Genomic DNA, 14,828 nt, shown 5'->3' with positions numbered 1-14,828 from the left:
AGGCGCCAATGACTGGGGCGTTACCTATGGCTGCGTCCCTGTATGAGCGTGTCCGGCGGGTGATCCCACCCGTTGAATGGCTCGCGTTCGCCGGCGATATTGAAGCCATCTTAGCGCTGAAGCGTGAGCGCAATGCGGTGGTGCTGGCGCACAATTACCAGACGCCCGAAATTTTTCATTGCGTGGCAGACATCGTCGGCGACAGCCTGGCGTTGGCCCACAAGGCGGTGACGGTCGACGCCGACATCATCGTGGTTGCCGGCGTTCATTTCATGGCCGAGACGGCAAAACTGCTCAATCCGAACAAGACCGTGCTCATCCCGGATCTCCGCGCCGGCTGCTCGCTGGCCGAATCGATCACGGCAAACGACGTGCGGCTAATGCGGCTGCGGTATCCGGGGGTCCCCGTTGTTACTTACGTCAACACTTCCGCCGCCGTAAAAGCGGAGTCCGACATCTGCTGCACGTCCGGCAACGCCAAGGCGGTGGTGGAATCGCTTGGCGTGGCGCGTGTGCTGATGCTCCCGGACGAATATCTGGCGAGGAACGTGGCAGCCGATACAGACGTCGAGATCATCGCCTGGAAAGGCCATTGCGAGGTGCATGAGCGCTTCACCGCAGCAGACATCCGGGAACTGCGCGATGCCCATCCAGGCGTCATCGTGCTGGCCCATCCAGAATGCCCACCAGACGTTGTCGCGGAGGCGGAGTTCTCCGGCTCGACCGCGGCGATGTCGGATTATGTCGAGCGTGAGAAACCGACGCGTGTCGTCCTTCTGACCGAATGTTCGATGAGCGACAACGTCGCGGTCGCGCATCCCGACGTCGAGTTCGTTCGCCCATGCAATCTGTGCCCGCACATGAAGCGCATCAACCTGGCCAACATTCGCGCCGCACTCGAGCAGAACCGGCATGAGGTCCGGATTGATCCCGAAATTGCCGGCCCCGCCCGCCGCGCGGTCGAGCGCATGCTTTCCCTATGAGTCTGGAGGTTCGCGACATCGCCGGGGCGCCGGTCGTCATCGGCGGCGGCATTGCCGGCCTGATGACGGCGCTTCATCTGGCGCCGGAACCGGTCGTGCTTTTGACCAACGCGCCGCTTGGAACCGGAGCCTGCAGTGAACTTGCCCAGGGCGGTCTTGCGGCAAGTCTCGGGGGCGACGACGGCCCAGATTTTCACCTTTGCGACACGATAGCTGCCGGCGACGGACTCTGCGATGAGGCCACGGTGCGGCGAGTGGTACGAGCTGCACCCGAAGCGATTAGGACGATCCAAAGGTTCGGCGTCGACTTCGACCAGCACCCTGACCGCGCGTTGCGACTTGGGCTCGAGGCGGCACACTCGCGACGGCGAATTGTGCATGCAGCCGGCGACGCCACCGGTCGCGAGTTGGTGCGCGCGCTCGTCGCCGCGGTTCGGCGTACAGCCTCGATCACCATTATCGAAAATGTGGAGGTCCGCCGGCTGGTCGTGCAGGACGGGTCGGTCATCGCCGTGGTCGCAGCAGGACGAGCCGGCGCGCTCGCTCTGCCCACGCGTCGCGCGGTGCTGGCGACCGGCGGCGTCGGCGGGCTGTTTTGCGACACGACAAACCCCGCTGGCTCATGGGGTCACGGGCTGGCGCTCGCCGCATGGGCGGGGGCGGAACTCGCCGACTTGGAATTCATACAGTTCCATCCAACTGCGCTCGACGGTCCGCGCCGGCCGATGCCGCTGGTGAGCGAAGCCGTGCGTGGCGAAGGCGCGGTGCTCATCGATGAGCGAGGAGAGCGCTTCCTCGCCGACACACCTGGCGGTGAACTTGCGCCTCGCGACGTCGTAGCGCGCGCCATTTGGCACCAGCTTGCCGTTGGACGCCGCGTATTCCTGGACGCACGGCAAAGTCTCGGCCCGAGATTTGGCAAGCGTTTTCCAGGCATCGCCGAATTGTGCCGGAGCGCAGGAATCGACCCCGCGACCGACCTGATCCCGGTGCGCCCGGCGGCACATTATCACATGGGCGGCGTCGCCGTAGACAGCGCCGGCCGCAGCTCCATCGAGGGATTGTGGGCCTGCGGTGAGGTGGCCTGTACCGGCCTGCACGGCGCCAACCGCCTGGCCAGCAACTCGCTCACCGAAGCGGCGGTCACCGCGAGCTGGGTTGCCGAAAGCGTTGCCGGCACGTCGTATACCCGGCGACCGCGCAGATGCTCCACATTCGTCCCTCCACGACCAGACGCTTCCGTGGTCCGCCCGATTGTCTCCGCCGCCCTGGGTATCATCCGCGACGGCGAGGCAATGCGCGAAGCGGTGGCGACCCTGCTGCCGATCGCAGCCAATAGTGTCGCTGCCTCTGGTCCGGCTTTGGTCTCACTGATGATCGCCGCGGCGGCCCTGAGGCGGGAAGAGAGTCGAGGCGCGCACTGTCGGTCCGATTTCCCGCTCCACGATGCCAACGTGCGCCCATCACGGCTGACACTGCACAGCGCAATGCGGGCCGCGGCCGCACTCGATTGCCGGGCTACCATACGGAGCACTTGATATGACTTCATTCTCCCCCTCCCCGCGACCCTGATCGAACCGATTGTGCGCGTTGCGCTCCTCGAAGACCTGGGCAGATCCGGCGACCTGACCACCGATGCGGTTATCCCGTATGATTGCACTGCCACGTTGGTGCTCAAAGCGAGGCAGGCGGGCGTCGTTGCCGGGCTCGATCTGGTCTCGTATGCCTTCCTTCTCGTGGAACCGGCGATCAACATCCAGATCTGGCGCCCTGATGGCAGCGAGGTTGGGGCCGGGGAAACCATTGCAAGATTGTCCGGACCCGCACGAGGCCTGCTCACGGCCGAACGCACGGCCCTCAATTTCTTATGCCGGCTGAGCGGCATTGCCACTGCCACAGCGGCCATGGTTGAGGCCGTGCGCGGTCACAAGGCGAGGATTGTATCGACGCGAAAGACGACGCCCGGGCTGCGGGCATTGGAGAAATACGCCGTGCGCGTCGGCGGCGGTGCCAATCACCGGTTCGGCCTCGATGACGGCGTGCTCATAAAGGACAACCACATCGCGATCGCCGGCGATATCCGCACAGCAATAGAGCGGGCGCGCGCCGCAGCAGGGCATATGGTGAAGGTCGAGGTCGAGGTCGACACGCTGAAGCAGCTCGATGCAGCGCTCGCGATTGGTGTTGACGCGGTGCTGCTCGACAATATGTCGGTCGAGGATCTTGCCCGCGCGGTTTCTATAGTGGATGGCCGTACGATCACCGAGGCGTCCGGTCGGGTGATGCCGAAAACGGCGGCGGCGATTGCGGCGACCGGTGTCGATCTCATCTCCATGGGTTGGCTGACGCACAGCGCCCCGATCCTCGACATCGGCCTGGACATGCCGGACCACCAGAACATCTGCAAGCACTTGAACTGAGGATTACGGCGTGAGGAGCAACATCAGCTCGGCAGGCGTAGGAGGTGCTGGAAAGACGTGCCGCAGCTCGCCTTTAGCGAGTGCGCCCCAAAGCCAAGAAGGCGTACCGGACTAGCAAACAAAGGTTTGACGATGACGATTGGAATGAACTCGGAGTTCGACGTGAACCAGACCATGCAATCGGTCGATGGAACGCCTCCGCGATGGAACCGCAAAGAGGCCGAGGCCATCTACGGCATGCCATTCAACGATCTGCTGTTCCTAGCTCAGACGATCCACCGCCAGAACTTCGATCGAAACCGAGTGCAGCTGTCGCGGCTCCTTAGCATCAAGACCGGCGGGTGCCCCGAAGATTGCGGCTATTGCAGCCAGTCTGCGCATTACGAAACCGGTGTGAAGGCGTCGAAGCTGGTGGACGTCAAGCATGTCATCGACGAAGCGGCCATGGCGCGTGATGGCGGCGCAACGCGCTATTGCATGGGCGCGGCGTGGCGAAGTCCCAAGGAGCGCGACATGGAGGTTGTGGTCGCCATGATTGAGGGCGTCAAGGCCCTCGGCATGGAGACCTGCATGACGCTCGGCATGCTCGATCTTGAGCAAGCTGCTCGCCTGAAGCAGGCCGGTCTCGACTACTATAACCACAACATCGATACCTCTGAGCGCTACTATGGCGAGGTTATTTCAACCAGGACTTTTGCCGACCGGCTGGAAACGCTTGGGCACGTGCGCGCGGTTGGGATGAAAGTCTGCTGCGGCGGCATTGTCGGGATGGGAGAAGAAAAGACCGATCGCATCGACATGCTGGTCACGCTCGCGAACCTGCCCGAGCCGCCGGAAAGCGTGCCGATCAACATGCTTATTCCCATCGAAGGCACGCCGCTTGCCGCGGCCGACGCCATCGATCCGATCGATTTCGTCCGCATCGTTGCGCTCGCGCGGGTGATGATGCCGAAATCCTATGTAAGGCTGTCCGCCGGCAGGACGGCGATGAGCGACGAAACGCAGGCGCTGTGCTTCTTTGCCGGGGCCAATTCGATCTTTGTCGGCGACACGCTGCTGACGGCGGGAAATCCCGGCGAGGACAAGGATACCCTTCTGTTCCGGCGCCTCGGCATTGAGCCTATGGAACTCGCCACGCAATGAAGGAGGCAATTCTTGCCCGCTATGACGCAACCTTGCGGGGACTGGGGCGCAAGGACCGGTTGCGGACGCTCGCACCGCGCGCCGGGCTCGACTTCTCGTCGAACGACTATATCGGACTTGCCGCCTCCAAAAGACTGGGCGATGCGGTTTCGACGGCGATTGCGCGGGGCACGCCAGTGGGCGCCACCGGATCGCGGCTGTTGCGCGGCAATGCACCGGAACATGAGCAACTGGAGGCGGACGCAGCGGCATTTTTCGGAGCCGAGCGTGCACTGTTCTTCGGCAGCGGCTATATCGCCAACTTCGCTCTGCTGACGGCCCTGCCGCAGAAAGGCGACCTGCTGGTCCTCGACGAGCTCGCTCATGCCAGCATGCATGAGGGTGCCCAGGCCGGGCGCGCTGAGTTCAAGCTGGCCGCGCACAACGACGTCGACGCTGTCGAGGACGCAATCACCCGCTGGCGCGCCGAAGGCGGCATGGGGCGGGTGTGGATCGCCTTCGAAAGCCTTTACAGCATGGATGGCGACCGTGCGCCGATGGAGAGCCTGGTCGCGCTGGCTGATCGGTACCAGGCATTCATCGTCGTCGATGAAGCGCATGCCACCGGCGTCTGGGGACCGGACGGCCGGGGACTGGCCGCCGCGTATGAAGGCCGCGACAACATCGTCACGCTCCACACATGCGGCAAGGCGCTTGGCGCATCCGGCGCGCTCGTTACCGGACCGCGAACACTGTGCGACTATCTTATCAACCGGTGCCGGCCATTCATCTATGCGACCGCACCATCGCCGCTGATGGCAGTCGCGGCACGTGAGGCGCTGACTATTCTGTCTGACGAGCCTATGCGTCGTGCTCAGTTGCACGAGCGTGTCGCTTTCGCGAGCCGGCAATTGGCCGAACGCTGCGGCGTGATGCCCAGCGGTTCGCAGATCCAGCCGCTTGTGATCGGCGATAACAGCCGCACCATGGCGGTGGCGGCAGGACTGCAGGCACGCGGCTTCGACATACGCGGCATTCGCCCGCCGACAGTGCCTGAGGGTACGTCGCGCCTGCGCATTTCGCTGACTCTCAACGTCGACGAAGCCGACATTTCCGCCATGGTCGAGGCTCTCGTCGGAGTGTTGGCCACAGCATGACCAAACGCATCGTCGTCACCGGAACAGACACTGGAATTGGCAAGACAGTGTTTTCGGCCGGACTTGCCGGGCTGCTCGACGGCTTCTACTGGAAGCCGGTGCAATCGGGCCTCAACGAGGAGACCGACAGCGAGGTCGTCGCCCGGCTTTCCGGCTTGCCCGACGGACGCGTGCTGCCCGAAGTCTATCGACTGACGATGCCGCTGTCGCCGCATCGATCAGCCGAAATCGACGGCGTCGCGATCGAGGCCGACGATCTTTCATTTCCGGTCCTGCCGACACCGCTCGTCATCGAAGGCGCCGGCGGGCTGATGGTGCCGCTCAATCGACAGACAAGGTTCATTGACATATTCGAACAATGGCGGCTGCCGGTCATACTGTGCGCCCGCACCGCGCTTGGCACCATCAATCATACGCTGTTGTCGATCGAGGCCCTGAGAGCCCGCTCCATCCCGCTCATCGGCATTGCCTTCATTGGCGAAGAGGTGGCCGATACACAAAGGACAATCGTGGAATTCGGCGGCGTGCCGCAGCTGGGCAGGCTGCCGCACCTCGGTCCGCTGACGGGTGAAACGTTGAGAGATGCAATGATTTCCGGCTTCGACCTGGCCATGATTGCCGGAGGCGACTGATGGCGGAGTCTCGAGTCTGGCATCCGTTCACGCAGCACGCGCTAGAGCCCTCGGTCCCTGAAATCGTGCTGACTGAAGGCGCCTATCTCCACAAGGCCGACGGCTTCCGCATCCTCGATGCGATTTCTTCCTGGTGGGTCGTCACCCATGGCCATCGCCACCCCCGCATCATGAAGGCCATCGAGACGACCGCGTCGAGCCTCGACCAGATCATCTTCGCGGGCTTCACCCACGAGCCGGCCGAACGGCTGGCCGAGGCGCTTATCGGCATCGCACCCGCCGGCCTCGACCGGGTGTTCTATTCCGACAGTGGCTCCACCTCAGTCGAAGTCGCGCTGAAGATGGCGCTCGGCTATTTCCGCAACATCGGCGCGCCGCGTTCGCGCATCGCCGTCATGGAGCACAGCTATCATGGCGACACGATCGGGGCGATGAGCGTCGGCGCCCGCGGCGTCTTCAACGCCGCCTATGATCCTTTGCTGTTCGAGGTCGACGCCATCCCCTTCCCGGCCGCCGGGCGCGAGCAGGAAACGCTGGATCGGTTCGAGGCCGTTAGCCGCGACCGGCGCGCAGCCGCGCTGATCGTCGAGCCGCTGGTGCTTGGCGCCGGCGGCATGCTGATGTATCCGGCCTGGGTTCTTGCCGAATTGAAGAGGATCGCCGAAGCCTCCGGCACGCTGCTGATCGCCGATGAAGTGATGACCGGCTGGGGGCGCACCGGAACCATGTTTGCCTGCGAACAGGCGTCCGTCTCGCCCGACATCTTGTGCACCTCGAAAGGTCTGACCGGTGGTACCATCCCGCTGGCCGCCACGATCGCCACCGATGCCATCTTCCACGCTCACTTTTCGGAGGATCGCAAGAAGACGTTTTTCCATTCGAGCTCCTACACCGCCAATCCGATCGCCTGCGCGGCAGCACTTGCCAATGTCGAGATCTGGCGTGACGAGCCGGTGGCCGAGCGGATCGCGGTCTTGAGCGCGAGGCAGGCCGCCGGGCTGCAACGCTTCCGGGTCAATCCATATTTCACCGACTGCCGGACAACCGGCACCATCGCGGCACTCGACCTACGCACCGGCTCAGCCGGTTATCTGGCCGAGATCGGGCCAAAACTGCGCGCTTTTTTCCTTGAGCGGGGGCTACTTGTGCGCCCGCTCGGCAATGTCCTCTATCTTCTACCGCCCTATTGCATCACCAGCGACGAATTGGGCGGGCTCTATGACGCGATAGAGGAGGCCGGCGAACGCTTCGGCTCGCGGCCATGAACCTATCGTCGCGCGTTCTCGGCTTCGGCCATCATGCGCCGGCGCGCAAGGTCGAGAACCCGGAAATCGAAGACCGGCTCGGGCTTGAGCCCGGCTGGATCGAGCGGCGCACCGGAATTCGCTCGCGCTTCTGGGCAACAGACGAAGACACGCTGTCGGGCCTTGCCGCCTCTGCCGGCGACATGGCGCTGACCAATGCCGGTATCGACCGCGGCGACGTCGGTCTACTCTTGCTCGCCACGTCGACGCCCGATCACCTTCTGCCGCCAAGCGCGCCGCTGGTCGCACATCGGCTGGGGCTAGGCCGCGCCGGAGCGATCGACCTGACCGGCGCCTGCGCCGGCTTCATCTATGCGCTGATGTTCGCCGACGGGTTCACCCGCCTGCACGGCAAAGCGAGCCTTGTCATCGCCGCCAACATCCTCAGCCACCGCATCAATTTGGCCGAGCGCGCCAGCGCCGTGCTGTTTGCCGATGCCGCCGGCGCCATGGTGATCAGTCCTTGCGATGACCCGGATCGAGGCATTCTCGGCGCTTCGGTGGATTCCGACGGCTCGCGCTACGGGCTAATCCAGATTCCCGCCGGGGGAAGCAACACTCCGTTCCATGCCGACCTCGACCTCGCGCAGACACGGATGACGATCACTGACGGCCGTGAAGTATTCAGCAAGGCCGTGGAGATGATGACCGCCTGCTCGAGAGATGCGCTCACTGCTGCCCGACTGAGGCCGCAAGACCTCGATCGTTTCGTGCCGCATCAGGCCAATGCGCGCATTTTCGACGCGGTCGGCAGGAACCTCGGCATCGCTGATCACTCGATCGTCAAGACGATCGCCGAATATGGCAACTCTTCCGCCGCGACGATCCCGCTCTCATTGTCGCTGGCCCATCGGGCGCAGCCGTTTCGGCCTGGCGAGAAAGTCCTCTTGGCGGCAGCGGGTGCGGGTCTCAGCGGCGGCGCGCTTGTGGTGGGAATTTAGCAAAGCAATGCTTGCGCACAGGACTGCTCATGAATGAGACTATGAGAATGGCTCAATACGTAAATAGTCGCCGGCAAGCTCCATAGAGCTGGGTTCCGTGCGGTGCTCCGCGATGTCTAAGTATCGACCCGCTTGCTCAAATCGCAGCGCTCATCGAAGGCCAGCAATACCTCATGCAGAGCGAAAATCCTCAACCGCCCGTTTCAAAGACGCTCGCCCCATTTCGAAACAAGGTGTTTCGCTCAATTTGGGCGGCCACCCAGATTTCCAGCCTCGGTTGGCTAGTGCAAACGGTCGCCATCAGTTGGCTTATGGCAACGATTTCAGCGTCCGACCTCATGGTGGCACTCGTCCAGGCCGCATCCACATTGCCGGTGTTCTTCCTCTCAGTTTTCGCCGGAGCCATTGCCGACAACTTCAGCCGCCGGTGGGTGATGTTTGCGGGACACTGCCTGATAGCATCGGCGTCGACGACGCTGATGATTTCTGTGGGTCTGGGATTTGTCAGTCCTTGGCTGATTCTCGGGTTAGGTTTCCTGGCCGGCTGCGGCTTTGCCTTGAATGATCCGGCTTGGCACGCTTCGGTCGGCGATATCCTTCACAAACGCGACATTCCGGCCGCAGTGACGCTTATGTCCGTCGGATACAACATTGTGCGCAGCGTTGGTCCGGCCTTGGGGGGCGTGATCCTGGCCGTCTTTGGGCCGCTGGCCGCTTTCGCCTTGGCTGCGGTGAGTGATCTGGCGCCCATAAGCGCGATATGGCGCACCAAATGGGAGGTCCGCTCTTCGCCTCTCCCTCGTGAGAGAATGACGACGGCAATTCATGACGGAGTGCGCTTTACTGCGATGTCTTTGGAGATCAGGGCAGCGACCGCCCGAGCCGCTCTTTTCGGATTGGCAAGCATCTCCATTCTGGCGTTGCTCCCCCTCGTCGTCCGGGATCAGTTGAAGAGTGGGCCAATTGTCTACGGTATCTTATTGGCCGGCTTCGGCATGGGTGCTTTCATCGCGGGCATGGGCAACGGCTTCTTGAGGAAGGTCACGTCTCAAAACAGGCTGGTGGCCTTCGCCTCTGTGGCTTGTGCAGTCTGTTGCCTCTCCCTTGCCCTTACATCGTCGATTCCTGTGGCGGCCATTTCGCTGGCGCTCGGCGGAGCGGGTTGGCTTATCACCTGGACGGGCATTGACGTGTCGGTGCAGTTGGCAAGCCCAAGGTGGGTTGTAGGCCGCACGCTCTCCATTTACTACGCCTTGAGCGCAGGCGGTATGGCTGCTGGCAGCTGGATCTGGGGTTCTGTCGCGCAAAACTATTCCTTGACCTTAGCATTGGAGGGCGCCGCAGGCGCTCTGTTGCTGGTTGCAGCAGCGGGGATCGTGTTGCCGGTCCGTCCCTGGGAAGAAACCGATCAAGAAAGTTCAGTTTTTCATCCGCCGGACGTGGCTCTCGATCTGAAACCCAGAAGTGGCCCTATCGTGGCCAAGGTCGAGTATTTGATATCGGAGGAAAATATCGAGGCCTTTCTGGGCTCCATGCGCACGCGGCGACACGTCCAGAGCCGTGCCGGTGCACGAAACTGGACGCTCCAGCGAAATCTGCAAACACCGTCACTTTGGACGGAGACATTCCGCACCCCCACCTGGATGGACTTTCTCCGCCTAAATCATCGACTCACCGCAGCAGATAAGGAAGTCGCCCAGCATCTCCTGTCACTGCATGAAGGAGAGGTGCCTCCGCAGACAGTGCTTTCGATTGAACGGACGACCGAGGCAATTCGTACCCGTACCTCGACAATCTTTTCTCGTCCTCCAAGATGACGCCATCAAGCTGCTGTCCAGGGACAGGGTGGATCACCGGTGCTTTGCAGAGCACAGCCTCACACCGAGAGCAGCGTGCTCCGGGTTGTGCGCTTTCGCGCGCACCCAGGCGAGATGATGGTGAACGCGGCGTCAAGTGGAAGTCCCCTGCATACGCTTGCGGAGTCTTCTGCGAGAGCCCATGCCGACGAGCGCCAAACAAGGTTTGATGCCTTTCGGCGTCGTGGCCTCAACTCATCGATTCGCGAGAAAAGCATCGAATGCAGCAGCAACGGCGCGAACAACAAAGCGGTGCTCCGGCCGCACGCGGATGAAGCCGTTTTCGACGTCCAGGATCCCCTCCTCAGCCAGCGTCACCAAACTCTCAACTGAATCGAGAAAACGAGCTGGTTCGATTTCGTGGGCGGCACAGATGGTCGGCACGTCGGCCTCCAAATCGCACATCAGTCGCTCGATGATCGCTGCGCGCACCCGGTCATCGTCGGTCAGACGGTGACCCTTTGATGTCGCCAGACGTCCACTTGCGATGTGCCGGGCGTAAGAATCCCGTGTTACTTCGTTCTGAACATACCCCTCGCGGACTCGGCCAATAGCCGACGCGCCTAAGCCGATCACGTTTTGCAAGTATCGGCCGAGTATCCCAGCGAATTACGCCGTAGGCGCGCCCGGTCTTCTGCGCTAGCGCGAGTTCGTCGTCCGGCGGAGCGAAATGATCGAGCCCGATCTCCCGGTAGCCAGCGCCAACCAGTGTCTCGGCGACAGCTGCAGCCTGTTCGGCGCGAAGATCGCCGTCCGGTAGACCTGCCTGCTCGATAGGCGCTGGTTCTTTATCACGGAAGGAATATGCGCGTATCCGAACACCGCAAGCCGGTTGGGGCGCATGGCGACCGCAGCCATCGCGGTCTGGATGCAGGACTGCACAGTCTGTTTCGGTAGACCGAAGATGAGGTCGAAGTTGATATGGCCAACGCCATGCCGGCGGAGATTTTGGACTGCAGCGGCCGTCTGCACCTTACTCTGGATCCGATTGATCGCCTTTGCACATCGGGATCAAAGCTCTGCACGCCGATGCTCGCGCGGTTGACACCGTTAGCTGCCAAGGCTTCGGCCATTTCCGGTGTGAACGTTCGGGGATCGATCTCCACGGTGATCGCAGCAGTTTTGCTGAAAGCGAAGTGGCGGCGTAGAAATTCCATCAGCGCCAAGTGCTCGGCTGGCCCGATAAGGTGAGGCGTTCCGCGCCGAAATGCACATCGCTCACCGGCAGCCCTTGCCGCACTTGCTCCGACACCAAACTGATCTCCTGACGCAGCACCGCTAAATAATTAAGGATCGGGCCGTTGCGACGGATGACCGCGGTAGGGAAGCCGCAATACCAGCACATGGATCGGCAAAACGGAATGTGGAAATAGAGCGACACCGATTCGTCGGCCGGGAGGCCCCCCAGCCATTCCTCATAATCGTCAGCACCAACTGCCGCAGAGAAGTCTGGCACAGTCGGATAGATGGTATACCAAGGCGGCCGGGGGTCCCGGTACTTTGTCAGGATTGAGGTGTGCAAGGAGCTGTCATCCCACGTCGCTGATCCATCATTCTTTCGTTGCGCGCTCGTCCTGGTCTCTGACCTAAGTCAGTGCGTCCCGCTTATGTCGCAGTCTCGTTTGGACAGGATGGGGTCAACCACGCCGGGGAGCGCGCGTGCCATGGTTGCGCCTGAGGTGATGGTGCGGTGCCGCATTCAACGTCTGAGTAGTACGTGACGCCAGTGCAGTGTGCTTGAGGCGTCTGCGGAAGAACTTTGCAATGCGAAATTCATGTCCGACGCAACGGACCTGTCAAGCCTCGTTCAGACGCCATCCAGGTCCAGCCAGCGGCCTTCCCTGCCGGCCGAAAAACCATACCGGCTTTAGCCACCGAGACGCTCTAAAGCTGACGTCGGCTCATTTGATGAAAGGAGGACGCCGCTAGGGGGTGCACAAGGTTCCCCGGCTTGACGTCGCTTCGAGCGAAGAGCGGCGGTGTGGCTTGTCGTCAAGCGCCGGGCAGCGTGCCCCCTACCGATATCCCGAAAAGATCGACCAAGATGGCCATGCCGACGCCACACGCGGTCTGGATGAGGCCGACCATGAAAATGCGATTGGCGCGTTCGTAGATGGGGCGCCGCAAGGAACTCATGTCGAGCAGCATGGACAGCGCTCTCATCTGCAGTGCGATGCCGAGCAGGATCGGCACTACGGCGAACAGATCGTAGAGTTGCCATGGCAAGGGGTTCGCGGCCCAATGAGTGAGGAAGCCGAGCGAAAAGGCAAGCAGGATACCCACGGCAGTGATTGTGCCGTTGCGGAAAATGGTCTCGATCGGTTCTTCCTTCGGATCGTGCTCGTCCAAGCGGCTTCCTTTCGTTGCTCTTTCCGTCGAGACTAAGTTCTCGAGAATGCTGTTCATCGCCAATTACTCGAGGCGAGCCGTAGGCAGCCGTTTCAGGGTGCGCTCCCTCTCGCTTCCGGCCGCGCAATGTACCTGCACGGCGAACTTACAGCGGCGAAAAGGTGCTGCGGCCACCATGCGACGCCTCGGACGCGCACGCCCTCTGTTCCTGGCGCAGCCCTTGCGGAGCGTACGCGCAGTGATCCTTCTCGGTAGCGCATGGCGCGGCCTCCGTTGCGGTCAGACGGGAAGCCGTCGCTGTTAAACGAGACTGTCACATATCGAACATGGCGAACCGTGTCGCACATTGCTTTTCGCAGTGACCCTCAAAAAAAGTGATTCCAGCGAGACGAAGGCGCGTCGGCCCGATTTTGGTGTCGGCCGCATTTACGCTTCAGGTTGGCATGTCGCTTGCTGCTCTATTTCGGAGAGCTGCAGCGGTCCGACCGGAGTGTTTCACATGTAAACGATAATGAATCTCCTAACAGAAAACACTATTATAAGTACATGTGGCTTTTACGCTGGCTCACCTCTCGTGTCAAGCGCTTTGGCGTCCACATATTGGAGACAACACGCACAAAATTTAGAGGAAAAGCTTGCTCTTTCGCCTCTATCCTTTTTATTCCTTCATGGAGATCTAGACATGTACATCAAGAGTCCTCTTCTCGGCTTAACTGCTCTGATGACCGTTTCCGTCGGTCGAGCAGCTGGCGCCGAGCGGGAACCGGCCGAGTACATCAAGATCTGCGACGTCCTCGGCTCGGGATATTCCTATATTCCCAACACCGAGACCTGCCTGCGCATCGGCGGCTATGTCCGTTACGATATCGGCCTGGGTGACGTCCGATCGTATGACAGCGCAAGAACCTCGGACGTGAGAACTGGCGAGGACCAAGGCACTTGGCGAAACAGCACACGCTTCACGTTCAAAACTTGGACCGGCCAGCAGACCGAGCTCGGCGCGTTGACGACCTATACCGAAACCCACGTGAATTTTGGCAACAGCGCTAACTCGCATGACAGTCCTCAGAACTATGATTTCAACAGCGGCCTCGCACTGGCTTCTGCCTGGGTCGAGCTGGGAGGCCTGCGAGTTGGCAAGGAGGGGTCGGCCTTCGATACGTTTGTAAGCTACGCTGGCGACGTTCTCGATAGTATGCTCGTTCCGTCGGCCGGCTTCGACACCAACGTGGCTCAGTACCACTTCGACGCCGGCAACGGCATTTCGACTGTGATTTCGCTCGAACAAGGATCGGGCTCAGCCGGTACTATCGACAGCTATATTCCGCACGTTGTCGCCGGCTTGAAATACACGCAAGGCTGGGGCTCGATCACCGGCGTCGCGGCTTATGACAGCAATTACGAAGCTTTTGCCGGCAAGATCCGCGTCGACGTCGCTGTCACAAACCAGCTGTCGCTGTTTGGACTCTTCGGCTACGGTTCCAATGCCAGTCTCAACGAGGACTCAAACGGCGCAATTGCCAATCATGGGCGCGGCTCGTACAAAATCTGGAACGGCCAGTGGGCTTTCTGGGCGGGCGCCACCTACGAGTTTGACGAGAAAACTTCGTTCAACCTTCAGGTCTCGGGTGATCAGCTCAAGGATGCTGGTGTGGCTGCAAACGTCGCCTACATGGTCGTTCCCGGCTTCACGGTCACAGCCGAGGTCGATTACGACCACTACGGCAACTCTGGCCTCGGCCCTGCCGAGCCTACCGCCGTCAAGGGCACGAGCAAGCCGAACAGCGTCGGCGGCATTCTCCGCTTACAAGGCTCATTTTGAAATCTCTCCAGTCGCGAGCATGGCAAAGGCACTTGCCTCGACAACGCACGCATGGAGAGCTTCGTTCGCCATCTTGAAGTCTGCATCGACCGTCCACGGCCCATCGTACCAACTAGAAACTGAAAGTTATGAGCCCTGTGTACTACACCTAGCCCTTGACCTGCCCGATGAACCGGCCAGGGGCCGTCAGTTCAAATTCGGGGCCGCTTAGAGGGCAGTGTGAGGCCGTGTTAGGTAAGCGC

Annotated in this window: 11 protein-coding genes and 1 pseudogene; 10 read left to right on the top strand and 2 right to left on the bottom strand. The window is 61.5% G+C overall.

Features of this window, described 5'->3' with window-relative positions; genetic code table 11:
* Positions 1 to 8: 8 nt before the first annotated feature.
* The 9 genes from nadA (at position 9) to EJ072_RS17835 (ending at position 10,376) form a co-directional block, all read left to right on the top strand.
* Positions 9 to 983, top strand: coding sequence for a quinolinate synthase NadA (gene nadA, locus EJ072_RS17875; protein WP_126063925.1), 975 nt, complete (start codon positions 9 to 11; stop codon positions 981 to 983).
* Positions 980 to 2,521, top strand: a complete 1,542-nt coding sequence (locus EJ072_RS17870; RefSeq protein ID WP_024505569.1) for an L-aspartate oxidase — start codon at positions 980 to 982, stop codon at positions 2,519 to 2,521. Before nadA ends, EJ072_RS17870 begins: the two co-directional genes overlap by 4 nt.
* 9 nt (positions 2,522 to 2,530) lie before the next feature.
* Positions 2,531 to 3,403 carry a carboxylating nicotinate-nucleotide diphosphorylase gene (gene nadC / locus EJ072_RS17865; protein WP_126080684.1) on the top strand — a complete coding sequence of 291 codons (873 nt, stop codon included), beginning with the start codon at positions 2,531 to 2,533 and terminating at the stop codon, positions 3,401 to 3,403.
* Positions 3,404 to 3,577: 174 nt separating this feature from the next.
* Positions 3,578 to 4,546, top strand: a complete 969-nt coding sequence (gene bioB / locus EJ072_RS17860; RefSeq protein WP_245454882.1) for a biotin synthase BioB — start codon at positions 3,578 to 3,580, stop codon at positions 4,544 to 4,546.
* Positions 4,543 to 5,682: an 8-amino-7-oxononanoate synthase gene (locus EJ072_RS17855; protein ID WP_024505572.1), complete on the top strand. Its 1,140-nt coding sequence runs from the start codon at positions 4,543 to 4,545 to the stop codon at positions 5,680 to 5,682. Before bioB ends, EJ072_RS17855 begins: the two co-directional genes overlap by 4 nt.
* A complete protein-coding gene (gene bioD, locus EJ072_RS17850) occupies positions 5,679 to 6,314 on the top strand; it encodes a dethiobiotin synthase (RefSeq protein ID WP_063169254.1) in 636 nt (211 codons plus the stop codon). The genes EJ072_RS17855 and bioD overlap by 4 nt, the downstream gene beginning before the upstream one ends.
* Complete coding sequence (locus EJ072_RS17845) at positions 6,314 to 7,579, top strand: adenosylmethionine--8-amino-7-oxononanoate transaminase (protein WP_126080683.1); 1,266 nt, start codon at positions 6,314 to 6,316, stop codon at positions 7,577 to 7,579. Before bioD ends, EJ072_RS17845 begins: the two co-directional genes overlap by 1 nt.
* Positions 7,576 to 8,559 (top strand): beta-ketoacyl-ACP synthase III, encoded by a 984-nt coding sequence (locus tag EJ072_RS17840; RefSeq protein ID WP_126063924.1) that lies wholly within the window; start codon positions 7,576 to 7,578, stop codon positions 8,557 to 8,559. Before EJ072_RS17845 ends, EJ072_RS17840 begins: the two co-directional genes overlap by 4 nt.
* A 173-nt stretch (positions 8,560 to 8,732) precedes the next feature.
* Positions 8,733 to 10,376, top strand: a complete 1,644-nt coding sequence (locus tag EJ072_RS17835; protein ID WP_126063923.1) for an MFS transporter — start codon at positions 8,733 to 8,735, stop codon at positions 10,374 to 10,376.
* Positions 10,377 to 10,610: 234 nt separating this feature from the next.
* On the opposite strand, the pseudogene hemN reads toward EJ072_RS17835, so the two are convergent.
* Together hemN and EJ072_RS17825 are read right to left on the bottom strand one after the other, a co-directional pair.
* Positions 10,611 to 11,937, bottom strand: a pseudogene (hemN, locus tag EJ072_RS17830) (oxygen-independent coproporphyrinogen III oxidase).
* A 470-nt stretch (positions 11,938 to 12,407) separates the two neighbouring features.
* Complete coding sequence (locus EJ072_RS17825; protein ID WP_024505577.1) at positions 12,408 to 12,764, bottom strand: hypothetical protein; 357 nt, start codon at positions 12,762 to 12,764, stop codon at positions 12,408 to 12,410.
* A gap of 682 nt (positions 12,765 to 13,446) precedes the next feature.
* Between EJ072_RS17825 and EJ072_RS17820 the strand changes: the two genes are divergently transcribed.
* Positions 13,447 to 14,586: a porin gene (locus tag EJ072_RS17820; RefSeq protein ID WP_126063922.1), complete on the top strand. Its 1,140-nt coding sequence runs from the start codon at positions 13,447 to 13,449 to the stop codon at positions 14,584 to 14,586.
* Positions 14,587 to 14,828 lie beyond the last annotated feature (242 nt).

It is taken from the genome of Mesorhizobium sp. M2A.F.Ca.ET.046.03.2.1 (assembly GCF_003952425.1).
In the GTDB taxonomy this organism is placed as follows: Bacteria; Pseudomonadota; Alphaproteobacteria; order Rhizobiales; family Rhizobiaceae; genus Mesorhizobium.
This window is presented reverse-complemented; position numbering and strand designations above follow the sequence as displayed.

Coding starts and splice junctions, on each gene's coding strand:
- nadA (WP_126063925.1), top strand. CDS start 9: ATGACTGGGGCGTTACCTATGGCTGCGTCCCTGTATGAGCGTGTCCGG.
- EJ072_RS17870 (WP_024505569.1), top strand. CDS start 980: ATGAGTCTGGAGGTTCGCGACATCGCCGGGGCGCCGGTCGTCATCGGC.
- bioB (WP_245454882.1), top strand. CDS start 3,578: ATGCAATCGGTCGATGGAACGCCTCCGCGATGGAACCGCAAAGAGGCC.
- EJ072_RS17855 (WP_024505572.1), top strand. CDS start 4,543: ATGAAGGAGGCAATTCTTGCCCGCTATGACGCAACCTTGCGGGGACTG.
- bioD (WP_063169254.1), top strand. CDS start 5,679: ATGACCAAACGCATCGTCGTCACCGGAACAGACACTGGAATTGGCAAG.
- EJ072_RS17845 (WP_126080683.1), top strand. CDS start 6,314: ATGGCGGAGTCTCGAGTCTGGCATCCGTTCACGCAGCACGCGCTAGAG.
- EJ072_RS17840 (WP_126063924.1), top strand. CDS start 7,576: ATGAACCTATCGTCGCGCGTTCTCGGCTTCGGCCATCATGCGCCGGCG.
- EJ072_RS17835 (WP_126063923.1), top strand. CDS start 8,733: ATGCAGAGCGAAAATCCTCAACCGCCCGTTTCAAAGACGCTCGCCCCA.
- EJ072_RS17820 (WP_126063922.1), top strand. CDS start 13,447: ATGTACATCAAGAGTCCTCTTCTCGGCTTAACTGCTCTGATGACCGTT.